Here is a 25265-nt window from a genome sequence, read left to right on the forward strand (position 1 = left end):
AATTAAACATATTAATAGAGTGAAATACAACCAGATTTTTTATTTCATTACCTTTGAAAAATAAAAAGATAACGCTTGAAATTTTCATATAATAAAACAGAAAAATTAAAAAGCAAAAAACTTATAGACCAGCTGTTTTCAGAAGGTAAATCAGTTTCTGCTTATCCACTTCGTCTGGTATATTTACCCACAACATTCACCGAAGATATATCCGCTAAAACAGGAGTTTCAGTAAGTAAGCGTAATTTTAAAACAGCCGTAGATAGAAATAGAATAAAACGCTTGTTACGTGAAGTTTACAGACTTAACAAACCACGCTATTTTAACAACATTTCTACACAATATGCGTTTATGATTTTGTACATTGGCAAAGAAAAACCTACTATAGATCAAGTTGAAAAGCGAATGAATCATTTATTTGATAAATTTCGCATGAACACTTTAGAATCTGAAAATAGCAAATAGATGAAATATTTATTAAAAAAACGTATCCTGATTCCTGCTTTAGCATGTCTCTTGTTTTTTACTACTACAGCTTTTAAAAACGACTTTTTTGAAATTGCTAAACAACTGGAAATATTTACCACTTTGTTTAAAGAACTCAACATGAATTATGTTGACGAAACTAATCCTGGTGAACTTATGGATACCGCTATAAAAAGCATGCTGGAAGACTTAGATCCATATACCAATTTTATGAATGAACAGGATGTCGAAGCGGCCAGAATAAATAATACCGGCGATTATACCGGAATTGGAGCTAAGGTAAAAACCTTAAAAGATAAATTGGTTATCATTGAGCCTTACAAAAATTATCCTGCCGATAAAGCAGGCTTAAAAGCAGGCGACGAAATTATAAAAGTTGGAAATACTACTATTGAAAGTTATAAAGATAATGCAGGCGATTTATTAAAAGGTACAACTGGATCAACAGTGGATGTAACTTACATCAGACAGGGGAAAACCCAAACAGCTACCATAGAACGTGCTGAAGTAGAAATAAAAGCGGTACCTCATTTTTCAATGATAAATAATAAAACAGGATATATTGTTTTAACTCGATTTAATAACAAAGCAGCTGCCGAAACTAATTATGCGTTACGTGATTTAAAAGCCCAAGGCGCAAAAAGTTTAATTCTGGATTTACGTGGAAACCCTGGTGGACTTCTTAATGAAGCTATTAAAATTGTAAACTTATTTGTTCCAAAAGGGCAATTGGTAGTAACTACAAAATCGAAAGTAAAAAAGTATAATAAAACCTATTATACGCAAAGCGAACCAATAGATACCGAAATTCCATTAGTAGTGCTTATTGATGGTGGTAGTGCTTCTGCCAGTGAAATTGTTTCAGGCTCACTGCAAGACCTGGATCGCGCTGTAGTTGTAGGATCTCGTAGTTTTGGTAAAGGGTTAGTACAACGCCCCAAACAACTTACTTATGGAACACAGGTTAAAATTACCATTTCAAGATATTACACTCCATCAGGACGCTGTATTCAAGCTTTAGACTATTGGCATCGCAACGATAAAGGAGAAGCTACCCGTGTAAAACAGGAAAATTATAATGAGTTTAAAACAAAAAACGGAAGAAAAGTTTTCGATGGAGGCGGTATTTTTCCGGATGTAAGTTTTAATGCTTCAAAGAATTCTGCTATTACCAATGCTATTATCAATAATGACCTTATATTTAACTATGCTACCAACTACTATTACAATAATAACATTGAAAATATTAATGATTTTGAATTAATAGATAGCGATTTTATAAACTTTAAAAACTATTTAAAGACCAATAATTTCACTTTTGAAACTGAAACTGAAAAGGCACTTTATAAAGCTTTAGAAGAAGCTTTAAAAGAAGAATTAAATGATGATATAGATTCTGATTTTAAAACCTTAATTAAAAATTTAAACAACTCTAAAACCAGTATTATAGACGAAAATAAAGCCTATTTACTGGAACTACTAACCGAGGAAATTGTTAAACGTTATGTGTATCGAGAAGGGCTTTATGATTATTTAAAATTACACGACCAAAAAATAAAAAAAGCTACAGATATTCTTTCTAATTCAACCCTTTATTTTGATTATTTAAGGTAAGTATTTTATAATTTTTGAATAAGAATTTTATCAAAAATATTATATTTATACACTCTACTAAGATTCTATATGAAACACCTATCGGTATTACTATTAATAGCGCTTCAAAGTGTATTCGTTTTTTCACAAAATGAATTAACGCATGTAGTCTATTTTGAAACCGATAAATATGAAGTCCCACCTACCGAAGAAAGTCGATTACTACTCTTTATATCAAAACTAAACGATATTGATGTAAAATCGATAGCAATTTTTGGGTTTTGTGATGATATTGGTGCGCCTTCATATAACTTAAAATTATCTCAACAACGCGCTAATGCCATAAAAGCTATTTTTTCTAGTAATGAAATTAGCGAACAACTCATTAGCCATGTTGATGGCAAGGGCGAAATTTTATTAAAAATTGTTGAAGAAAAAAACGCCAGTAAAATACGCGGATTAAACCGTAAAGTAGAAATTATAGTAAATCCAGATCCGCCTATTATTCCAGAAAAAAAAGCACCTGAAATTTTAGAACCTAAAGTTGAAAAGAAAGCTGCTACAGAGCTTATAAAAGATTCTAATCTAAAGGTTGGAGATAAAATAGTTTTCGATAATATATTATTTAAAACAGGTTATAGTACCGTTATACCTGAATCTAAAAAAACGCTAGAAGATATTGCTAAGGCTTTAGTAGAACGTGATGATATTTATTTTACCATACAAGGTCATGTATGTTGTACTCAATTTAGTAGAGATGCTATAGACCGGAAAACAAAACAAAGAAATCTATCGGTGGCAAGAGCTAAATATGTGTACGATTATTTTGCTAAAAAAGGGGTAAACACAAAACGTATGCGTTATTTAGGTATGCGTAGAAAATTTCCTTTAGGAGGCGACCCGAAATTTGACAGACGTGTAGAGATTGTAATTACTTATGTTGGGGAAACTAAATAACTTATTCCTTTATCATTGCTATATGTGGAATGTTATCTTCCAAATACGCCTCTCCTACTTCTACAAATCCTAATTTATTATAAAAACGCTTAAGATAAGCCTGGGCAGAGATTTTTATTTTAGACTCCTTAAATCGCTCCTGAATAGCTACTATAGAAGCTTGAGTTATTTGAATTCCATAATTATAAGACCGTTCATTTTTTGCAACTACTACCCTACCAATACTGGCTAGTTCAAAATAATCACCTGGTTTGAAAATGCGTGTATAAGCAACTAATTTATCATGTTTATAACCTAAAACATGTAAAGATTTCTGGTCCTTATAATCGATATCTTGATACACACAATTCTGTTCCACTACAAAAACTTCACTACGTAATTGTAATAATTCGTAAAGTTGATCTTTACTTAAATCGGTATAAGATTTTATTTCTATATTGAGCATGATATTCTAGTCTTGAACGATAATATCTTTAACATCGGACTTACCATATTCCGGCTGTATATTCACATGATTGATATCGTATTTATTAAATACCAATGCTTCTATTTCATGCAGGATATCATCGAACTGAGATAATGTAATATCCTCATTAAAATCGATGTGCGCTTCTAAGTGAACTTCATCTTCATTTAACTGCCATACATGTACATGATGGGTGTTTTTTACACTTTCAAAAGCATTAATTTCATCTACAATTTGCTTTATAGGAATATTATCTGGTGTAAACAACATGAGTACTTTAGTAGATGATTTTAAAAGGTCGTACCCCATCCAAATTAAGTAAATTGCTATAGCTATAGTTAATAGATTATCTACCCAGTAAATTTGATAAAACTGCATTAATAAACCTCCTATCAGAACAGCAACACTAGCCATCATATCTGTAAATAAATGCAGATACGCACTACGCATATTCATATTAGCTTTTGCATCTTTTCTAAGTAGTAACACACTAAACCCATTAGCTAATATCCCTAAAAGGGATAACCAAATAACTAAGTTAGACTGTATTTTTTCAGGTTGTTCAATTCTTTTTATTGCTTCAATTATTAACAGAATAGCAACAATAATTAAAGTAGAAGCATTTACAAATGCCGCTAATATTTCTGCACGTTTATACCCAAAAGTTTTATGAAAAGAAGCTTGTCGCTTACTTAATTTATTAGCGACGTAACTTACCACTAAGGAAAGTACGTCGCTAAAATTATGAAGTGCATCACTTAATAAAGCTAAACTGCCGGATAGCAATCCGCCAATAACCTGTGAAGCGGTAATTAAAATATTTAAAAGTATCGATATAAAAAGATTGCGCCCTTTTAAATCGCTATGATTGTGATGGTGTTTATGGGAATGGTTCTGTCCCATTTAGCACGATAACGGAATTTTATCAATTCGGTTTTGATGTCTACCACCTTCGAATTCGGTATTTAGAAATTCCTTTACCATTTCTACCGCTTGAGGTATAGCTGTAAAACGTGCAGGAATACATAAAATATTAGCATTATTATGACTTCTAATTAAATGTACAATTTCTTTATTCCAACATAAACCCGCACGTATTTTTTGATGCTTATTTGCGGTCATTGCAACACCATTTGCACTACCACAAATTAAGATCCCATAATCGGCTTTTTCGTTCTCCACATCTTCTGCAACCGGGTGCACAAAATCGGCATAATCGACACTGTCGCTGCTATCGGTTCCGTAGTTCTTAACAGTATGTCCAAGGGACTCTAAAAATTTTACAATTTCGAATTTATAATCCGTTCCAGCGTGGTCGTTTCCTATTGAAATTTTCATGTTTTTTTATATATAAAATAATCTACTGCAAAGGTAACAAATATTGACATGTGTATAGAGGTTTTAATTACTTGTTAATATCTGTTAATTAAATCTGAAAAATAAAATCAGGTTTTTCCAATTATTTTTTCAAACAAGATTTTTAATCACAACACCAAATTATAAACTACCTATTTTTAGCAATGTTATCAGACTAAAAATAGTCACATATAAACAGGTTTATCAAAAATACTTTTTAAGAACAACACGTTAATTTCAGTTATCAACATCTGTTAATAAGAGTATTCTTGTTATTAGAAATGAATATTTTAAAATAATTTTTATTGTTAATTAAGTATTAATAGAACGTAAACAAATTGTAATCAAAGTAAATTAAGTAAAAGTTATACTAGATATTAACAAGCTATAATAATCATATATTTTTTTTAAAATTTTTAATTAAACTTTTTATAATAATATATAATGTTGACAACTGTTAATTTGATACTAGATTTGAAAGTGATGGGTTCTTTATTCAAACTCTGAATGGGATATATACTCTTTTTTAGGCCATATAAGAAGTCTTTTGTAATAGTGTTGTTAATAAGCCTATATATTAATAGTGGTTTTAAGATGAAGATAATTTAAATCCAACATGTTACGTAGATGTTAACAGATGTTGATAAACTGGATTTGTATAGGATTTATAAGAAACTTTTATAAAACTGAATTTTATAAGAATTTTTAAGTGTATAAAGGTTTATCTTATTAAAGATTTTAATCATTTTTAAGATAATTTAATTCGTGAATGTAACGCCTAATTTCCCATTTATTTTTACAATTAACATTCCCGAAATAAGCTTTAATTTTTTAATTGTAACTTTGGGCAAAATAAATAACCAATACTTCACCTCTATCAGGTTATTAAATAACAGATTTTCCTGTATCTTAGGAAAACAAAAAGATCATATAAATTTAAATGGCAAGAAAGCAAAAAAGGAAATCGAAAAATGGTATTTCCAACCTCTCAAATACAATTTTAAGTATTTTAAAAAAAGAACGAAATAAAACTTTTAATTATAAACAAATTGCTGCAATACTTGGAGTCAATGATGCGAGCAGCAGAAATCAAATCATAAAAAAATTACGCGACTTACAAGGAAAAAAAGAAATTGAAGAAGTAGATCGTGGAAAATTTAAAGCCATAGTCAACACTGAATATCATACGGGAGTATTAGATCTCTCAGGAAAAGGAACTGGATATGTTATTTGTGAAGACTTCGATGAAGATGTTTTTATAGCTTCAAATAATATTAATAAAGCGTTGAATGGTGATGAAGTAGAATTTTACGTTTACAAGCGTCGTAAGCGAGGTAAAATAGAAGGCGAGATAACTAATATCATTAAGCGAGCGAAAAGCGAATACGTGGGCGTTATTCAGCTTCATAGTAACTATGCATTTGTTATTGCAGATAGCAGCAAGATGTATAAGGATATTTTTATTCCAATTAATAAAACGAATAAGGCTGAAGACGGCGATAAAGTTTTAGTGAAATTGGAAGATTGGCCGGAGAAAGCCGATTCACCTTATGGTAAAGTTATGGAAGTGCTTGGTAAGCCAGGCGAGCATTCTACAGAAATTCATTCTATTTTAGCTGAATATGGTTTACCATTTGAATTTCCTTATGAAGTTGAACAGTTTGCCAATACATTAGATACTTCAATTACTAAAGAAGAAATTGCGAAGCGTCGCGATATGCGTCAGGATTTAACTTTTACAATCGATCCTAAAGATGCGAAAGATTTTGATGATGCTTTATCTTTTAAAATATTAAAAGATGGTTTATATGAAATAGGAATTCATATTGCCGATGTGTCCCACTATCTTCAAGAAGGAACTATTTTAGATGATGAAGCTTATGAGCGTGCTACCTCTATTTATTTGGTAGATCGTGTGGTTCCTATGTTGCCGGAAGTATTATCTAACAATGCTTGTTCCTTAAGACCTCATGAAGAAAAATTAACTTTTTCTGCGGTTTTTCAGATGAATGATAAAGCTGAAATTAAAAACCAGTGGTTTGGTAGAACCGTAACTTACAGTGATGCTCGTTTTGCTTATGAAGAAGCACAAAGTGTGATTGAAACTAAAAGTAATAAAATTCCGAAAGAGGTTGCATTAACTGGTGAGACTTATGAAGCATCTCAAGAGGTTGCTGATGCAATTTTAAAAATGGATGCTTTGGCAAAAATTATGAGAAATAAACGTATGCGGGCTGGGGCCATTTCTTTTGATAAAGTAGAAGTAAAATTTAATCTTGATGAAGAAGCTAATCCAATAGGTGTATTTTTTAAAACCAGTAAAGATGCTAATAAACTTATCGAAGAATTTATGCTTTTGGCAAACCGTAAGGTTTCAGAATTTATTGGAAAGCAATCACCTAAAAAAACATTTGTATATCGTGTACATGATGAACCAGATGAAAGTAAATTAGCAAACCTTCAGGGTATTGTTTCTAAATTTGGATTTAAATTAAATTTTAAAGATCGTAAATCTACGTCCGATTCTTTAAATTATTTACTTAAAGAAGTGGTTGGTACTAAAGAACAAAATTTAGTTGATACGTTAACCATTCGAAGCATGAGCAAAGCGGAATATTCCACTCACAATATTGGACACTATGGTTTAGCTTTCGATTATTACAGTCATTTTACATCGCCTATTCGTCGTTATCCTGATGTTATGGCACATCGTTTATTACAACATTATCTTGATGGTGGAAAATCGGTAAATGAAGAAGTCTATGAAGAAAAATGTCAGCATTCCAGCGAAATGGAAAATTTAGCTACTAAAGCGGAACGGGATTCTATAAAATACATGCAAATTAAATTTATGCAGGATCATAAAGATGAAAATTTTATTGGTGTGATTTCAGGAGTAACCGATTGGGGAATTTATGTTGAAATAATAGAAAATAAATGTGAGGGTATGGTAAGTGTTCGAGACATGAAAGATGATCATTATGCATTTGATCAGGATTTATATGCCATGATTGGTCGTAATACAAAAAATATGTACCAGTTAGGAGATGAAGTTGTCGTGAAAGTTAAAAATACCGATTTAGTAAAAAAGCATCTCGATTTTAATTTAATAGGAAAACAGGAAAATTAAACCTTCTTAAAGTTTTCTAAAAACGGAATAATTATTGATAACTTTACGTTGTTATGAAAAACCTATAAAAAAATTAATGCATGAAACGTTTACTATTATTACTAACTATAACCTTAACTACTCTAGTTCCAGCGCAGGAAACTATTGAGAAAACAGTTGGTGAATTTACCGAACTTAAGGTTTATGATTTATTAGAAGTTGAGTTGGTAGAATCCAATATTAATAAAGTAGAGATTACCGGACAGAGTTCAGAAAATGTGCTAATCAATAATAAAAATGGATCTCTTAAAATTAAGATGAAACTGGAGAAACTTCTTAAAGGAGATAATACAAAAGTGACTTTATACTACACAGGTCTTGATGTTATAGATGCTAACGAAGGTTCTAAAGTTTACGGATCGGATGTTATTAAACAATTTGAGATTGATTTAAAAGCTCAGGAAGGAGCGAGTATAAAAGTACCAGTAGATGTAAGCTATACAAATATCAAAGCGGTTACAGGAGGTATTGTTGAAGTCACCGGAGTTTCAGAATCTCAGAAAGTCACTTTACTTACTGGAGGTATTTATAAAGGAGAAAATCTTCAAACAAAAAAAACAGATGTGACTGTAAATGCTGCTGGACAGGCTGATGTGAAAGCATCAGTACAAGTTGATGCTAAAGTACGTGCTGGTGGTAATGTTAATATTTATGGAAATCCAAAAACAGTAAATGAAACGACTGTAATTGGTGGTAATATTAAAATAATAGATAAAAAGAAGTAATTCATAAAACTTTTAAAAATTATTAAGCCCTACAAAATTTATGTAGGGCTTATTTTTATTTATTAAATTAGTAAAAATTCATAATAGCTAACATTGAGATCGATTAAACTATTACTCACGGCATTCTTTTTATTAAATTTTTTCCTTTCTGTAGGGCAAGAACACCCACCTATTCAAGTATATACTCCTAACGAATATGGAGCTGAAAATCAGAACTGGGCTATTTCTCAATCGGAAGATAAATATATTTATGTCGCAAATAATGAAGGACTTCTTGAATTTAACGGTGCTAAGTGGGAATTATTTAATTCTCCCAACCAAACCATAATTCGGTCGGTTAAGGTTATAGATAATTTAATTTATACCGGTTGTTATAAAGAATTTGGGTTTTGGAAACGTGATCATTTAGGCGTATTAAATTATACGTCCCTATCCGAACAGCTTGATATTTTCTTTTTAGAAGATGAAGAAATTTGGAATATCATACCAGTTGATAATTTTATTTTATTTCAATCTTTAAAGCGTATTTATGTAGTTGATGTAGAAGAAAAATCTTATTCTATTATAAATTCAAAAACTACCATTTATAAAGCTTTCAATATTAATGAGGGTATATATTTTCAAAAAGCCAGAGATGGTATTTATGAAATTAAAAATGGTAAGGCTCAGTTAATTTTCGATGATCCTATTTTTAAAAACAATTTATTAGTAAATATTTTTAACCACAAAGGAACTTTATATTTTCAGACTGAAGATAAAGGATTTTATTATTTAGAAAATGATGTTTTAAAATCCTGGGATATTCCGGCGAATCAAATTATATTAAAAGATAGAATTTATAGTAGTATTCGTTTAAAGGATGGAAGTTTTATTTTAGGAACTATTTCTAATGGTATTGTTCATATATTACCGGATGGTGAAATTAGCTATCAACTTAATCAAGATAATGGATTAAGTAATAATACAGTATTATCGGTTTTTGAAGACGTAGATTCTAATATTTGGTTGGGATTAGAAAATGGAATTAACTGTATAAATATAAAATCTCCTTTTCAGGTTTATAATGATCATGAAGGTAAAATAGGCTCAATAAATTCATCTATAGTTTTTAATAATAATTTATATATAGGTACCAATCGAGGTTTATTTTATAGGTCTTTAAAATCTGTAGGCGAATTTACATTTATGCCAGGAACCAAAGGTGCGGTTTGGTGTTTAACCGAAATAAATAATACGTTATTTTGCGGTCATAATACTGGAACTTTCGTAGTTGAAAATAATCAAGCTCAATTAATTTCAAACATTCAAGGTACCTGGAGTATAAAAACCATTGAAAATCACGATAATTTATTATTACAAGGAAATTATACCGGTTTATATGTTTTAGAAAATAAAAAAGGTATTTGGCAATTAAGAAATAAAATTCAGGATTTCGATATATCAAGTCGCTATTTTGAAATGCCTAATAGCTCTGAAGTTCTAATTAGTCATGAGTATAAAGGTGTATTTAAAATAAAGCTTGATGATAAGTTCATGCGAGCTTTATCTATTTCTCAAGTTACTTCAGTTAACAAAGGTTCTAAAACGGGTTTAATTAAATACCAAGATCATGTTTTATATACTTCTAAAGATGGCATCTTTAAATACGAAAATGAACATAATAAATTTATAAGAGACTCTATTTTGAGTCAATTATTTGATAAGTCAACTTACGTTTCAGGGAAATTGGTAAATGATGAGGCTTCAAATAAATTATGGTCATTCAATTTACACGGATTAAATTATGTAACACCAAGTAAATTAAGTGATATTCTTAAGATTAATAGAATTTCATTACCTGCTGCTGTAAGACATGATGTTTCGGGTTATGAAAACATTTCATATTTGGGAGATGAAAAATATTTGTATGGTAATACTCAGGGCTATTTAATTATAAACCTAAAAAAGATAAATTATTCACCACAGGAAGTTAAAATCAACTCTATCTTAAACAGAAATTTTAAAAATAGTAGTGATTGGAAGTATGTAGAAACTTCAAAGCAAGGTGTTTTTAAGAATAATGAAAATAATCTGGAGTTTCATTATAGTGTACCTGAATATAATAAATATCTGTTGGCTGAATATCAATATAAGTTAGAGGGTATTTATAATGAATGGAGCACATGGACTACCAAATCTTCTGAAGTCTTTGAAAATTTACCATATGGTGAATATACTTTTAAAGTACGCTCGAGGATTGGAAATGAGGTTTCTCCAAATATAGAATCTTATGCTTTTAATATATCTCGTCCATGGTACATTTCTAACATGGCTATTTCAGGTTACATTATTTTTATGGGATTATTTGCTTTGTTTATGCACAATCTTTATAAACGGCATTATAAAAAGCAACAGGAAAAATTATTACGCAAAACACAGCGTGAACTCGAATTAAAAGAGTTAGAAAATAAAGAGCAGACCATGCGTTTTAATAATGAAAAGTTAAAGCAAGATATTGAAAGTAAAAACAGAGAACTTGGTATATCTACAATGAGTCTTATTAAAAAGAATGAACTTTTAAATGATTTAAAAAATGAACTCGAAAATTCGAAAGCGGATAAAAATATTAAACGCGTTATACGAATTATTGATAAGAATTTAAATAATACAGACGATTGGCACGTTTTTGAGGAGGCTTTTAATAATGCCGATAAAGATTTTCTAAAAAAAATGAAAGATCTTCACCCTACCCTAACATCTAATGATTTAAGATTATGTGCCTATTTACGATTAAATTTATCCTCTAAGGAAATTGCACCGCTATTAAATATATCCTCTCGAAGTGTAGAAGTTAAACGATATCGTTTGCGTAAAAAACTCGATTTAGCTCATGAGGCTAGCTTAACAGATTATATTTTAGAAATATAATAGCACAACTATCGTGATATTTACCTATACAACACCACAACATTTTATGAAAAAAGTAAATAATCTTCATAATAAAAAGTTAAATAATTCTAGTGATAATGCTTATTTATTGAGTTTTTCGTAAAAAAAATGTATTTTTTATAGGATGTATATTTTTTGTTGAGGTAAAAAATTAGAAATCTTCATACCCTACAATTAATTTTACATCAACTAAAACTAAATACATATGAGACATTATCTCCTTAAGATTTTGTTATTACTCTGTTTTACATTCTCGGCTGCTCAGAATGTTAATATTACAGGTAATATCACCGATAATTCCGGAATACCTATTGCCGGCGTTAATATTATTGTAAAAAACACCAATCAAGGAAGTGTATCAGACTTCGACGGTAATTTTAGTATTACCGATGTAAAAGCGGGTGCTACACTTACTTTTAGTTTCATTGGTTATGTTACTCAAGAAGTTGTGGTAAGCGACCAAACAACACTTAATATTCAATTGGCGGAAGATCTTGCCCAATTAGATGAAGTGGTTGTGGTTGGTTATGGTACACAAACTAAAAAGGAAATTACCGGAGCTGTTAGTGTTCTGGGAGCAGAAACTATTGATGCTTTAAAACCAACACGTGTTGAACAAGCCCTGCAAGGTCAGGTTGCTGGTGTAAATATTACATCGCAGTCTGGATCACCTGGTGCTGCTGCCACAATTAGCATTCGTGGTGTTTCTACCAACGGTGACAGTCGTCCCTTAATTTTAGTAGATGGTAATGTTATTGAAGATTTAAGTGTATTAAATCCCAATGATATTGAATCTATTAACATTCTTAAAGATGCAACTGCTGGTATATATGGTGTACGTGCTGCGAACGGGGTTATTTTAATTAAGACTAAAACTGGTCGAAAAGAAATGCCTTTAACAGTTGAATATAATGCCTATGCAGGTTTTCAGCAAACATCCAGAAAGATACCGGTATTAAATGCAACAGAATATGCGTTAATTGTTAATGAGGCGCATGCTGCTAATGCAGATCCATTACCTTTTACAGATGTTTCTAATTTTGGTAAGGGAACAGATTGGCAGGATGAAGTTTTTGGTAATGCCTTAATTACCGATCATAACATCATGTTTAAAGGTGGTACTAAAAGATCTTATTATTCTTATAGCGGATCCTTTTTAACTCAAGATGGTATTGTTGGTGGACCTAGTTCGAACTTTACGCGTTTCACTAATAGTTTAAGTTATAATATTGATTTTCTTAAGAATTTCAAGTTTACATCAGGGTTGATTCTAACCAGAACGAATAAGCTTAATCTACCTGAAAACTCAAATTCCTCGGTTTTATTTAATGCTTTGAATATGGCTCCTACATTTTCGGTAAGAGATAATGAAGGTGCTTATACCCTGGCTGAAGGTTTAGGAGGTGAAGTAATTAACCCCTTAGCTCAAATAGATGATACTTTTGATAGAGCCAAAGTTTTTAGATTAAGTGGTAATGCAGGATTATCGTATAGCTTTTTAGATCGTTTTACCGCACAGGCAAATATTCAGTGGAACATTTCGGAAGTTAAAACTAAAATATTTAATCCCAAAGCCTTTTTTGGTAGCGGAAAGAACAGCAACGTAGAAAGAAGTTCTGTTTTTACGACACACGATTACTTTAGAGATTATACTTTTGATGCTTTTATAAAGTACCAAGATAATATAAATGAAGTACACAATATTAATGTACTTTTAGCGACATCTGTTTTTCAAACTAAAGGCGAATATTCTGGCCTATTAGGATACGATATTATAGATAATAGCTATGCTAATGCTGTTATTGAAAAAGCAACCGATGTAGAAGATCGATATCTAGCCATTGGTAGAAATCCAACTTTCGATGCACGTCTTTTATCGTATTTCACAAGAGTTCAGTACGACTATAAAGGGAAATATTTATTTTCTGCTGTAGTACGTCGTGATGGCTCTACGAAATTCGGACCTGAAAATAAATTTGGTATATTTCCTTCGGGATCCATTGGTTGGGTTGCTTCCGATGAGGCTTTCCTAGAAAATAGTCAATTTATAGATTTTCTTAAGTTAAGAGCTTCCTATGGTATCTTAGGTAACGACCGTATTCCAGATTATAGATTTGTTTCTTTATTAAATGGTGAAGGTATTTACTTTTTCGATAATGTAAAAACCATTGGTGTCGCCAGCGGTGCTATTGCGAACCCAGAAATTAGATGGGAAAAGCAAAAGACACTGGATATAGGTGTAGACTTACGCTTTTTAGATAATAAATTTGATATCACTGCGGATTATTTTAAAAAACGCACGGAAGACTTATTAGTAAGTCCGGAAGTATCTGGATTGTTAGGAACAGGTGGATCACCAGTAATTAATGGTGGAATTATAGAAAATACAGGTTTCGAATTTGCTATTGGCTATTCAAATACCTTCGGTAATGATTTAAGATTTTCTGCCAAGTACAATGTAACTACGATTAAAAACGAAGTTATATCGGTTAGTAGCGACGGAGGCTTTTTAACAGGTGGTGTTTTTGGAATAAGTCAGCCAGCACCTTCGCGTATGGAAGCTGGTTATCCAATAGGATACTTTAGAGGTTATAAAACCGATGGCATTTTTCAAAATGAAACAGAAGTAGCAAATAGCGCCGTTATAGACGATCGTGTTCAGCAGGGTGATTTAAAGTTTGTTGATATGAATAATGACGGTATTATTGATGAAAATGATAAGACAAACATTGGCGATCCTATTCCGGATGCAACAATGGGACTTAATGTTTCTATAGATTACAAAAATTTCGATTTTGCTGCCTATGCTTTTGCAACCATAGGAAACGACATTGTTAGAAATTATGAACGTAATCAGGCTTTAACCAATAAGACAATTTATTATCTGGACAGGTGGACAGGCGAAGGTTCAACAAACTCATGGCCACGTGTAACAACAGGGGCTACTTCAAATACTCTGTTTTCAGATTTTTATGTGGAGGACGGCTCTTTTGTAAGACTGCAAAATGTGCAATTAGGCTACACATTTACTGAAGACGCTTTTAAAGATTCAAAGATAAATAAGTTAAGACTGTATGTGTCGGCTAACAACTTATTTACGCTAACCAAATATTCTGGTTACGATCCGTCGGCTTCAAATGGAGCACCTATAGGAGGTGGTATCGATCAAGGGTTCTATCCTGTGGCAAGAACATTTTTATTAGGTGTTAACTTAAAATTTTAATCGCATTATGAAAAACTTAAAATATAACATAATCTTCATTTTAGCATTGGTTACATTTTCATGTGGCGATGATTTTGTAGATGTACCATCTGAAGATTTAAATTCAGAAGATTTTTTCAATTCTGAAAAAGACTATCAAGATGCTTTGGTAGCTGCTTATGATTATTTGCAGGCTACGGCAAGAAATGTGCAGTTAGGTGAAATTGCATCTGATAACACCTTATGTGGTGGTGAAAGTGCTACCGATACACCTGGATTTCAGGAAATAGATGATATGATTCATACACCAATAAATGCCAATCTTAGAGAAATCTGGACTTGGATGTATACGGGTGTAAATCGTACCAATTATATCATGGAATTTAGGGATAAAACCGATTTTGCTAATAAAACAAGTGTTATTGCTCAAACCAGATTTTTAAGAGCTTACTACTATTTCGAGTTGGTTAAATGGTTTGGCGATGTGCCTTTAGCAATTGATGAACGTATACAGTTTGGTGATCAATTTACAATAGATAGAGCTCCAAAATCTGATGTGTATGACTTAATAGAAGACGACTTAATATTTGCTGCTAATAATTTGCCATACGTACAGAATGAAACTGGACGTGTAACCAAAGCTGCGGCACAGGCCTTATTAGGTAAAGCTTATTTATATCAGGATAAATTTTCTGAAGCAGCAACAGTTTTAGAGAATCTCATTAATAATGGTCCACACAGATTATTATCATCAGAGGAAGCACCATTAATGTTCGAAATGGATTATGAAAATAATATAGAATCTGTTTTTGAAGTACAATATTCAGATGTAGATGGTGGTAGTTACGATTGTTTTCAATGTCTTGAAGGTAATTATGCTGTTGGTTTTAATGGTGTGAGAAGTTATGATGGTCCCTTATATGAATTTGGATATAGTTTTAATGTACCTGTTCAGGAAGTAGTTGATGCTTTTGAGGAAGGTGATATCCGTTTAGATTATTCCATTTTAGATATCGAGGCCTGGGCAGAGGAAACAGGAGCTACTTACGATACCGGATATGAGCATACGGGCTATTATAATAGAAAATATATTGCTAGAAAAGGCGGGTTAAACCAGCCTGATGCGGCACTTACTAATGGTAATAATTATAGAGCTATAAGATACGCCGATGTTTTATTAATGGCGGCCGAAGCTTTAAATAGAGGTGGTATTAGCGATACAAGAGCTCTAGACTATGTAAATCAAGTTAGAACACGGGCAACACTAGATCCGGTGAGTTTATCAGGTACCAATTTAACAAACGCCATTTATAAAGAGCGTCGTGTAGAATTAGTAGGAGAAGGACATCGTTTCTTCGACCTTGTAAGAACAGGAAGAGCAGCACAGGAGATTGATGGGTTTGTTTCAGGAAAACATGAACTCTTCCCTATTCCAAAAGAGGAAATTGAATTATCAGGAAACCGATGGGCACAAAATCCAGGATACTAAAAAAAGAAACTATGAAAACATTAAAATATATATTTGGTTTATGTCTTTCGCTGCTAATTGTTTTTAATTGCAGCAATGATGAAAACTTCGATTATTTAGACGCGGTGGTTGCACCTAGTGATGTGTCAGCGCAGTTTAAAGTAACACAGGATAATACTGGAGTTGTAACAATTTCTCCTAATGCCATTGGAGCTTCTAAATACAACATCACATTTGGAGATGGTGCAACCGAACCGGTGGAAGTTATTCAAGGGGAAAGTGTTACACATACCTATGCTGAAGGCACTTATACTGTAGGTGTTGAAGCTATTGGCATAACAGGTTTAAAAGCTGAAACTACTGAGCCTCTAGAAGTTTCTTTTAAGGCTCCAGAAAATGTTGTGGTTGAAATTACAAATGATGAACTTGTATCAAAACAAGTTAATGTAACTGCTACTGCAGATTTTGCCATTACTTACGATGTGTATTTCGGTGAAGATAGTAACGAAGAACCTCTTTCTGCAAATATAGGAGATGCTCTTTCTTATGTTTATCAGGAACCAGGAACTTATACGATTAGAGTGGTTATTATGGGGGCAGCAATCGAAACTACCGAATATATTGAAGAATTTGAAGTAACAGAAATTCTGCAACCGGTCATGTCGGCTCCTACTCCACCAAACCGTGAAGAGACTGATGTCATTTCAATTTACAGTGCAAAATATACTGATGTTCCGGGAACAGATTATTTCCCAGATTGGGGACAAGCTGGACAAGGAAGCGGTTGGGGTACCTTCGATTTAAATGGCGATGAAATGCTACAATATACTAAATTAAGTTATCAAGGTATTGCTCTTGCTGAAGGAACAACTATTGATGTATCAGGTATGAAGTATATACATTTAGATGTATGGACTGCAGAAGAAGGAATAAAAATAGAAACTTCATTAATTAATAATGATGCAGGCAATGTTACAGAAAAACCAGTTTGGCGTGATTTAACGGCTGGTGAATGGACAAGCCTAGATATTCCAATTACTGAGTATACAGATCAAGGGCTTACGGTTAGTGATATTTTTCAATTAAAATTTGTAGGAGACCCATGGGCAACGGGTACTGTATTTATAGATAATATTTATTTCTATAAACCTTCTACTGTAGCTGAAACCCCTGAAGTGAATGCTCCTACTCCTACTCAAAATGCTTCAAATGTCATATCTGTTTTTAGTAATGCTTATACTAATGTTGGTTTAAGTGAGATAAACCCTGATTGGGGGCAAACAACACAGTTCACTGCATTAGATATTAACGGTAATGATATTTGGTTGTTTGAAACTTTAAATTACTCAGGTATTGTAACCGATTATGGAAATCCTACAAATCTCTCAGGTATGGATTATTTACATTTTGACTATTTTACCCCGGATGCAGAAACTCTTGGATTAAAGCTGGTTAATACAGTTAATGGAGATGAAGATACCGAGTTTGTAGGTGATATAGTTCGAGGTACCTGGGTAAGTGTTACAATTCCAATGGCAGATTATGCTATTGATGCGTCAGCAGTCACTCAATTAATCTTCGATACTGTTGGTGGAAGTGCAAAGGTTTATATTGATAATCTGTATTTTTATTCTGATAGCTCTACACAACCAGAAGTTGCTGCGCCGCAGCCAACTATTGCAGCTTCCGATGTTATTTCTATATATAGCGATGCTTATACAGGAGTTACATTAAATGAAGTAAATCCCGATTGGGGACAAACCACTACCCTATCAGATTTTGTGGTGTCAGGAGATAATATCTGGAAATACGAATCTTTGAATTATTCAGGCATTGTAACCGATTATGGAAATCCTACAGATTTGACAGGTGTTAAATATTTACATTTCGATTATTATACACCTGATGCTACAACATTAGGATTTAAGATTGTAAATACTGCTTTGGATCCGGTTCAAGAAGATATTGTATTCTTACCTAAGGTTACACAAGGAACTTGGATAAGTGTAACCATTCCATTATCAGAGTACGATTTAGATTTTTCAGCAATTACTCAGTTAATTTGGGATACATCTGGTGGAAGTGCGACCGTTTATATAGACAATCTATATTTTCATAACTAAGAATAAAAACGAATAAAAATGAAAACATTAAAATATATATTAATTCCATTTTGCGCAGCTTTATTCATTATGGGTTGTCAGGATGAAGATCTGGAAATAGGCAAAATTACAGCGCCAAGCAATCTTGATTTTACAGAAACAATTGTTGGGGCAGACCCTAGTAATCCTAATGGTGATGGTGATGGTTTTGTAAATTTTACGGCTACTGCCGATAATGCCATTACATTTATTTACAATTTTGGAGATAATACCGATAATGTGGCTTCTACGGGAGATGCAAGGCATCGGTTTACAAAAGTAGGTGTGAATGAATATACGGTTACTGTGACAGCTTCAGGTCCTGGAGGGTTACAAAGTTCTAAATCTAAGAATATCATAGTGAAAAGCTCTTTTGAAGATCAAGAGGCTATGGATTTCCTTAGTGGAGGTATCGGTAGTAGTAAAACCTGGTATTGGGCAGCCGATAAGTCTGGAAATATTGGACTAGGACCAAACACCGTACAATCAGGCGGAGAACATACCTACGATCAGTATTTTAGTGCCCCACCATGGTTAGAAGATAAGCTATGTATGTATGAAGCGGAACTGGTATTTACTCAAACAGCTCAAGGATTAACCTACGAGCAAACCGTTGGAGAAGCTTATATTCCAGGAACTTATTCTGGTAATTTAGGAGTTGATGGAGATACGTGTCATGGTGCCGATGTGGTACCTTCATTAGTGGGGGTTAAGAATGTGTCATTAACTCCTTCTAGTTCTATTGCTACCATAGATGGAGATTATCGAGGGACAACCTTGAATTTTTCAGATGGAGGTTTTATGTGCTGGTATGTGGGATCTAGTGTTTTCGAAATCATTGAAATTACTGATAGCATACTAAAAGTGCGCGTAGAAGAAAGTGATGACTTTGCATGGTATTGTTATTTCCAAACTGAAAAACCAGAAAGATAGAATCAATAATTAATAAAGGAGTATCCCCATACTCCTTTATTAAACCAAAATCCGTTAATCAAAATGTATAATCCAATGTCTTATATGTTCTATATAAGTCTGGCCTTTTTATTGTCTTGTTCTCATGGATCTGACGATAGCATCATCTTGAATGAACCCAAGGAAATTATACCTGTCAATTTAACTTTAGATATAGAGGTTGTTGGTAAGAATACGAATTATCCTAATGGTGATGGTTCCGGGAAGATTGTTTGTAAGGCTTCAGCATCCCATGCTGTTAAATATGGATTTAAAATTGGGAGTCAAACAGAAGCTGAAAGTAGCAATGGGGTGTTTCAATATACTTTTACTTCCGAAGGTATAAATGAATATCAAATAGCTGTTTTTGCATATTCAAGTACGGGACATTCCATAAGTAGTTTTCAAAATGTGACGGTATTTGTTTCTAATGGCGAATTAGAATTGGTATGGTCAGATGAATTTAATACTGATGGTGTTCCAGATACTTCTAAATGGGGGTACGACATAGGTAACGGTTGCCCAAATTTATGTGGTTGGGGAAATGGTGAAAAACAATATTATACAAGTAGATCTGATAATGTAAAAGTTGAAAATGGTCTGCTTAAAATAACAGCAAAAAAGGAGAATTATCAAGGGTTTTCTTATACTTCAGCACGGTTACTGACTAAGGATAAATTTGAATTTACTTATGGTAAAGTTGAGGTTAAAGCTAAATTACCAATAGGTCAGGGGACCTGGCCAGCCATTTGGATGTTAGGAGCTAACATTGATGAGGTAGGATGGCCTGCATGTGGTGAAATTGATATTATGGAACATTGGGGGCACAATCCAACATATATATCGAGTGCAACGCATACACCAGCTTGTTCTGGAGGTTGTGAAAACACGAAAGTAGGTGAAACAACGCTTTCCGATTACCATTCTGAATTTCACGTTTATGGTTTGGAGTGGACTGAAGACGAACTGTATTTTACAATCGATGGTGAGATAAAATATACGTATAAACCAACAACAAAAAATAGTAGTACCTGGCCATACAATGCACCACAGTTTATAATATTAAATGTGGCGATGGGAGGCAACTGGTTTACAATCGATGAAAATTATATCGAATCCACTATGGAGATAGACTATATAAAAGTTTACCAATGATTATGATAAGAAATGTATACAAAATAGTAATTTTAGCGTTCATTTTTGTTTGTTATCAGGGGTGTGATAAACAAAATAGTAAGGAATTGGCATTGCATTTAAATGATGACTCGTTGTTTATAAAAGAAAAAGTGGATGATTTACTTTCACAAATGACTTTGGAAGAAAAGATTGGACAGATGAACCAATACAACGGTTTTTGGGATGTTACAGGACCAACACCAGATTCGGGAGATGCAGCTAAGAAATATGAGCATTTAAAAAAGGGTTATGTAGGCTCCATGTTAAATGTTCGAGGAGTTAAAGATGTTATGGAAGTACAAAAAATCGCCGTTGAAGAAACGAGATTAGGTATTCCTTTAATTATTGGATTTGATGTTATTCATGGTTATAAAACGTTAAGCCCGATTCCATTAGCAGAATCTGCGAGTTGGGACTTGGAATCTATAAAAAAATCGGCTAGAGTGGCCGCTATCGAGGCAGCTGCAGCAGGAATTAACTGGACTTTTGCACCTATGGTTGATATTTCTCGCGATGCCCGTTGGGGACGTGTAATGGAGGGCGCAGGTGAAGATCCATATTTAGGGAGTCTTATTGCAAAGGCTAGGATTCAAGGATTTCAGGGAGATGATTTATCATCGCATGAAACTATTGCAGCCTGCGCAAAGCATTGGGCAGGCTATGGGTTTGCAGAATCCGGACGTGATTATAATACTGTAGACGTTGGAACTTCAACACTTAATAATATTATTTTTCCACCGTTTAAAGCTTCAGTGGAGGCAGGGGTAAGAACCTTTATGAATTCTTTTAACGAACTCAATGGTATTCCGGCTACAGGAAATGCCTTTTTACAACGTGAAATTTTAAAGGGAAAATGGAATTTTGATGGCTTTGTTGTATCAGATTGGGGTTCTATGATTGAAATGATCGAACATGGTTTTGTTAAAGATAAGAAACAAGCAGCTGAAATATCGGCTATTGCAGGATCCGATATGGATATGGAATCTTATGCTTATGTCGAAGAACTGGCCAATTTAGTACGTGAAGGTCGCGTTGATGAAGCACTTATTGATGATGCCGTAAAGCGTATTTTAACGGTTAAGTATGAATTGGGTCTTTTTGATGACCCTTATAAGTATTGTAATGAAACGCGTGAAACAGAAGTGACAGGTAGTGAGGCTATTCAAGAGGCCGTGTTAGATATGGCAAGAAAATCAATTGTGCTCTTAAAAAATGAAAACAATTTGTTGCCTTTATCTAAGTCTGGACAGAAAATTGGATTAATAGGCCCATTGGCAGCTGATAAAACAAGTCCCTTAGGTAGTTGGAGAATCGGTGCAGACGATAATACGGCGGTCTCAGTACTTGAAGGATTACAGAGGTATAAAAATAATGCAATCACTTATGCCAAAGGAGCTGATTTAACGATAGGAGAGACCTTGTTTGCTATCGAATTAGACATTAATAAAGATGATACTAGTGGGTTTTCTGAAGCTATTGAGGTGGCTAAAAATTCAGATGTAGTTATCATGGTGCTAGGTGAACATGGATTTCAGAGCGGCGAGGCTAGGAGTCGAACTAATTTAGATTTGCCTGGTGTTCAGCAAGAATTATTGGAAGCTGTATACAATGTAAATAAAAATATCGTTTTGGTACTTAATAATGGTAGACCACTTACCATAACTTGGGCTGACGAACACATTCCAGCAATAGTTGAAGCATGGCAGTTAGGAACCCAAAGTGGAAATGCCATAGCTGAAGTATTGTATGGAGATTATAATCCCAGTGGTAAATTACCTATGACGTTTCCAAGAAGTGTAGGACAAATACCTATTTATTATAATTATAAAAATACAGGACGACCAACCATACCAGCTCCTAAGGAAGTGTTTTGGTCACATTATATTGATGAAAGTAACGAGCCTTTATATCCATTCGGATATGGTCTAAGCTATACAACATTCTTATACTCAGATTTAGAAGTAACAAAGGCCTCAGAGGAGGTTGTGGAAGTGTCTTTAAAACTTGAGAATACCGGTAAAGTTAGTGGGAAGGAAGTGGTTCAATTATATATTCATGATTTATTTGCAACTGTTACCAGACCTGTTAAAGAATTAAAAGGATTTGAATTGGTTGAACTGGCACCTAATGAAATTAAATCGGTGACTTTTAAACTAACTAAAAAAGAATTGGGATTTTATAATAATAGTGGTGATTTTGTGCTGGAACCAGGAGAGTTTAAGGTTTATGTTGGTGGAAGTTCTAAAGCCGTACTTGAAAGTAAGTTTACTATAAATAATAATTTCTGAGAATAATTAATAGCATCATTCTAGTTAATTAGTTTGTAGTACTTGGTTTGTTTAAAGGCGTGTTCTTGTATAGACTCGCCTTTTTTCTTTACTTTGTATTAAATTCTTCACACCATTATGTTCGATGATATTTTAGCAGCGATACCCTTCGGAATTGTATTAGCATTTACAATAGGTCCTGTCTTTTTTGTTTTGCTTGAAACCGGTGCCACCAAAGGTTTTAAAAGCGCTTTAATATTTGATTGTGGTGTCATGCTGGCCGATATCTTGTTTATTTTCGTCGCTTTTTTTAGCACCAATAAGCTATTAGGTAAAATAAAAGATGATCCGAATTTTTTAATATTTGGAGGGGTGCTATTATCCGCTTATGGATTTATTTCTTTTATTAAAACGTCTAAATCCTTTCGTGATATAGTGAGAGAATACCATACGGTTGAAATAAAAAGGGGGTATGGTAAACTTTTTTTGAAAGGGTTTTTACTTAATTTTATCAATATTGGTGTACTCCTGGGGTGGGTCGCATTTATCGTACTTGGTAACTCTTTAACGCATTCGGATAATGGAGTGCTTGTATTTTTAAGCACGATTTTAATTGTTTATTTCTTAATTGATTTAATTAAAATTTTAATTGCCAAAAAGCTCAAGAGTCGGTTAACTCCAAGACTTATTTTTAAAACCAAGAAGGTAGTGGCTCTTGTAATTTTGGGTTTTGGTGTATTATTATTGGTTCAAGGGTTTTTTCCAAAGGAAAAGGAACTAATACAAGAAAAACTTGAAAAAATAAACCGATTAGATTAATAAAAAAAGCTCCTGAATTTCTTCAGAAGCTTTGTTGAGGCGTCAAGCGGATTCGAACCGCTGTACAAGGTTTTGCAGACCTTTGCCTAGCCACTCGGCCATGACGCCATTATTGTGGTGCAAATGTAAAAAAAATTAAGACTTTACAATAGGTTAAAATTAATTTTTACGTGTATCAGTCATTTTTATTGTAACCTTTTCTACATCACCACCTATTGGAGGGTTTAATTTACTAACAGAAACCGAGGCTTTGGTTACTAATTGGTCTTCATTAAAAATACGATCTAATATACGTCTGGCAACCGTTTCAAGAAGATGAGAGGGTATCGCCATCTCTTCTTTAATAATGCGATTAAGCAGAACATAATCTACCGTATCCTGAAGTTTATCGGTTTTAGCCGAGGGCTGTAAATTAGCTTTTACTTTTAAATCTACTCGGTAATCACTACCTATTTTAGTTTCTTCAGCTAAACAACCGTGGTAAGCAAATACGCGAATATTTTCAACCTTTATAATTCCCAATAGTTATATTTTTATGTTGCAAAGATATTACTATTCACATCAAAGTACAATTTTTAATGTACCGGACTTTGAGTACATGGACAGTTACTAATACCCTGTAAAAATTCTAAACCTATAGTAATAACATGGGTCCCGGAATTATAACCAGCTAACTCGTTAGTCGTAACCTGATAGGCGTAACCAAAATAGAATAAAGACTTTTTAAATCCGACCATAGGGCCAATATTAAGCGGTTTTAAGAACTGATCGTTTAAAAAACGGTATGATATACCAGCCCAGAAGTAATCTTCGTTTCTATCGTATTTTCTGAACTTAAAATTAACGTCGGTACTGGAACGTTTATCACTACTAAACATTTGATAATAAACTGATGGTTCAAATTCTAATCCGCTTTTCTTAGGACCGCGAAAGGTGTAACCTGAATAGATTTGATAGTTTAACAATAATCTCGGTTCCAATTTTCTAATAGTTTCATCAATATTTTTGTTTAAAATATTGTTGGCATTAAAACTCAGCCAAAAACCGTGGTTTCTATATAGGGCTCCAACGTCGAAGTTGTTGTTAGATGTACGTCGGTCATCCGTTATATAAGGGTCGATTACCGGATGCTCGTAAGTTGTATCAAACTTACTAATATCAATTCTGAAATTATTGATGTTATAGGAAATACCAAAAGATAAATATTGTTTTGAATAATAATCTAAAATTAAGTGATGGGCGAAAGAAAATTTTGCACCTGTTTGTAAGGTGTAACCATTTTTATCATTGTATAATGATATACCAACTCCAGAACGATCGGCAATTCTAAAATCACCATATATAGATTGGTTATCGGGAGCATCTTTAATGCCAACCCACTGTGTTAATCCATTAGCTCTAATTTTTAAATTATCTCCAATGCCTGCATATGTTGGTGATACAACAAAGTTATTATCGGCTAAATACTGTGTAAAAACAGGCAAATTTAATTCCTGACCATAACTTATGGTTATGGCCAAGAATAGGATATATGTAAGTAATTTTCGCATCGCTTTGTTTT

The 25265-nt window shown here is 33.1% G+C and carries 18 protein-coding genes and 1 tRNA gene; 13 read left to right on the forward strand and 6 right to left on the reverse strand.

The window, feature by feature from the left end; genetic code table 11:
- Nucleotides 1-75 precede the first annotated feature (75 nt).
- From rnpA to H611_RS0109035, 3 genes are all read left to right on the forward strand, one after another.
- A complete protein-coding gene (gene rnpA / locus H611_RS0109025) occupies nt 76-465 on the forward strand; it encodes a ribonuclease P protein component (protein WP_027138054.1) in 390 nt (129 codons plus the stop codon).
- Nucleotides 466-2100 carry a S41 family peptidase gene (locus H611_RS0109030; protein ID WP_027138055.1) on the forward strand — a complete coding sequence of 545 codons (1635 nt, stop codon included), beginning with the start codon at nt 466-468 and terminating at the stop codon, nt 2098-2100.
- 69 nt (nt 2101-2169) lie between these two features.
- Nucleotides 2170-3036, forward strand: coding sequence for an OmpA family protein (locus H611_RS0109035; RefSeq protein WP_027138056.1), 867 nt, complete (start codon nt 2170-2172; stop codon nt 3034-3036).
- Between the two features lies 1 nt (nt 3037).
- Here H611_RS0109035 and H611_RS0109040 read toward each other — a convergent pair whose 3' ends face one another.
- From H611_RS0109040 to rpiB, 3 genes are read right to left on the reverse strand one after another with little or no spacing between them, the layout of a single operon-like run.
- On the reverse strand, nt 3038-3481 hold the full coding sequence (locus H611_RS0109040; protein ID WP_027138057.1) for a GNAT family N-acetyltransferase: 444 nt from the start codon (nt 3479-3481) through the stop codon (nt 3038-3040).
- A 6-nt stretch (nt 3482-3487) separates the two neighbouring features.
- Complete coding sequence (locus H611_RS0109045) at nt 3488-4405, reverse strand: cation diffusion facilitator family transporter (RefSeq protein ID WP_027138058.1); 918 nt, start codon at nt 4403-4405, stop codon at nt 3488-3490.
- Nucleotides 4406-4840 (reverse strand): ribose 5-phosphate isomerase B, encoded by a 435-nt coding sequence (rpiB, locus tag H611_RS0109050; protein ID WP_027138059.1) that lies wholly within the window; start codon nt 4838-4840, stop codon nt 4406-4408.
- Nucleotides 4841-5798: 958 nt separating this feature from the next.
- On the opposite strand from rpiB, the gene rnr reads away from it, so the two are divergent.
- The 10 genes from rnr to H611_RS0109100 all read left to right on the forward strand — a co-directional run bounded on the left by rnr (nt 5799) and on the right by H611_RS0109100 (nt 23704).
- On the forward strand, nt 5799-7988 hold the full coding sequence (gene rnr, locus H611_RS0109055) for a ribonuclease R (protein WP_027138060.1): 2190 nt from the start codon (nt 5799-5801) through the stop codon (nt 7986-7988).
- Between the two features lie 80 nt (nt 7989-8068).
- Nucleotides 8069-8752 carry a head GIN domain-containing protein gene (locus H611_RS0109060; protein WP_027138061.1) on the forward strand — a complete coding sequence of 228 codons (684 nt, stop codon included), beginning with the start codon at nt 8069-8071 and terminating at the stop codon, nt 8750-8752.
- A gap of 93 nt (nt 8753-8845) precedes the next feature.
- On the forward strand, nt 8846-11659 hold the full coding sequence (locus H611_RS0109065; RefSeq protein ID WP_027138062.1) for a helix-turn-helix and ligand-binding sensor domain-containing protein: 2814 nt from the start codon (nt 8846-8848) through the stop codon (nt 11657-11659).
- A 226-nt stretch (nt 11660-11885) separates the two neighbouring features.
- On the forward strand, nt 11886-14903 hold the full coding sequence (locus H611_RS0109070; RefSeq protein WP_027138063.1) for a SusC/RagA family TonB-linked outer membrane protein: 3018 nt from the start codon (nt 11886-11888) through the stop codon (nt 14901-14903).
- A 7-nt stretch (nt 14904-14910) separates the two neighbouring features.
- Nucleotides 14911-16371, forward strand: coding sequence for a RagB/SusD family nutrient uptake outer membrane protein (locus tag H611_RS0109075; RefSeq protein ID WP_027138064.1), 1461 nt, complete (start codon nt 14911-14913; stop codon nt 16369-16371).
- Nucleotides 16372-16382: 11 nt separating this feature from the next.
- Nucleotides 16383-18473 carry a hypothetical protein gene (locus tag H611_RS14530; protein ID WP_157515074.1) on the forward strand — a complete coding sequence of 697 codons (2091 nt, stop codon included), beginning with the start codon at nt 16383-16385 and terminating at the stop codon, nt 18471-18473.
- Between the two features lie 18 nt (nt 18474-18491).
- A complete protein-coding gene (locus H611_RS0109085; RefSeq protein WP_027138065.1) occupies nt 18492-19424 on the forward strand; it encodes a PKD domain-containing protein in 933 nt (310 codons plus the stop codon).
- A gap of 63 nt (nt 19425-19487) precedes the next feature.
- Nucleotides 19488-20597: a glycoside hydrolase family 16 protein gene (locus H611_RS0109090; protein ID WP_051238781.1), complete on the forward strand. Its 1110-nt coding sequence runs from the start codon at nt 19488-19490 to the stop codon at nt 20595-20597.
- Between the two features lie 2 nt (nt 20598-20599).
- Complete coding sequence (gene bglX / locus H611_RS0109095; RefSeq protein ID WP_051238825.1) at nt 20600-22906, forward strand: beta-glucosidase BglX; 2307 nt, start codon at nt 20600-20602, stop codon at nt 22904-22906.
- A 117-nt stretch (nt 22907-23023) separates the two neighbouring features.
- Nucleotides 23024-23704, forward strand: coding sequence for a LysE family translocator (locus H611_RS0109100; RefSeq protein WP_027138068.1), 681 nt, complete (start codon nt 23024-23026; stop codon nt 23702-23704).
- A 37-nt stretch (nt 23705-23741) separates the two neighbouring features.
- Here H611_RS0109100 and H611_RS0109105 read toward each other — a convergent pair.
- The 3 genes from H611_RS0109105 to H611_RS0109115 all read right to left on the reverse strand — a co-directional run bounded on the left by H611_RS0109105 (nt 23742) and on the right by H611_RS0109115 (nt 25254).
- Nucleotides 23742-23812 (reverse strand) — tRNA-Cys (locus H611_RS0109105).
- A gap of 51 nt (nt 23813-23863) precedes the next feature.
- Complete coding sequence (gene folB, locus H611_RS0109110) at nt 23864-24226, reverse strand: dihydroneopterin aldolase (protein ID WP_027138069.1); 363 nt, start codon at nt 24224-24226, stop codon at nt 23864-23866.
- A gap of 53 nt (nt 24227-24279) precedes the next feature.
- Nucleotides 24280-25254 (reverse strand): PorP/SprF family type IX secretion system membrane protein, encoded by a 975-nt coding sequence (locus H611_RS0109115; protein WP_027138070.1) that lies wholly within the window; start codon nt 25252-25254, stop codon nt 24280-24282.
- Nucleotides 25255-25265 lie beyond the last annotated feature (11 nt).

It is taken from the genome of Gaetbulibacter saemankumensis DSM 17032 (assembly GCF_000425645.1).
GTDB lineage: Bacteria > Bacteroidota > Bacteroidia > Flavobacteriales > Flavobacteriaceae > Gaetbulibacter > Gaetbulibacter saemankumensis.

Coding starts and splice junctions, on each gene's coding strand:
- H611_RS0109040 (WP_027138057.1), bottom strand. CDS start 3,481: ATGCTCAATATAGAAATAAAATCTTATACCGATTTAAGTAAAGATCAA.
- H611_RS0109030 (WP_027138055.1), top strand. CDS start 466: ATGAAATATTTATTAAAAAAACGTATCCTGATTCCTGCTTTAGCATGT.
- rnr (WP_027138060.1), top strand. CDS start 5,799: ATGGCAAGAAAGCAAAAAAGGAAATCGAAAAATGGTATTTCCAACCTC.
- H611_RS0109075 (WP_027138064.1), top strand. CDS start 14,911: ATGAAAAACTTAAAATATAACATAATCTTCATTTTAGCATTGGTTACA.
- H611_RS0109070 (WP_027138063.1), top strand. CDS start 11,886: ATGAGACATTATCTCCTTAAGATTTTGTTATTACTCTGTTTTACATTC.
- H611_RS0109115 (WP_027138070.1), bottom strand. CDS start 25,254: ATGCGAAAATTACTTACATATATCCTATTCTTGGCCATAACCATAAGT.
- H611_RS0109035 (WP_027138056.1), top strand. CDS start 2,170: ATGAAACACCTATCGGTATTACTATTAATAGCGCTTCAAAGTGTATTC.
- bglX (WP_051238825.1), top strand. CDS start 20,600: ATGATAAGAAATGTATACAAAATAGTAATTTTAGCGTTCATTTTTGTT.
- rpiB (WP_027138059.1), bottom strand. CDS start 4,840: ATGAAAATTTCAATAGGAAACGACCACGCTGGAACGGATTATAAATTC.
- H611_RS0109100 (WP_027138068.1), top strand. CDS start 23,024: ATGTTCGATGATATTTTAGCAGCGATACCCTTCGGAATTGTATTAGCA.
- H611_RS0109085 (WP_027138065.1), top strand. CDS start 18,492: ATGAAAACATTAAAATATATATTAATTCCATTTTGCGCAGCTTTATTC.
- H611_RS14530 (WP_157515074.1), top strand. CDS start 16,383: ATGAAAACATTAAAATATATATTTGGTTTATGTCTTTCGCTGCTAATT.
- H611_RS0109090 (WP_051238781.1), top strand. CDS start 19,488: ATGTATAATCCAATGTCTTATATGTTCTATATAAGTCTGGCCTTTTTA.
- H611_RS0109060 (WP_027138061.1), top strand. CDS start 8,069: ATGAAACGTTTACTATTATTACTAACTATAACCTTAACTACTCTAGTT.
- H611_RS0109045 (WP_027138058.1), bottom strand. CDS start 4,405: ATGGGACAGAACCATTCCCATAAACACCATCACAATCATAGCGATTTA.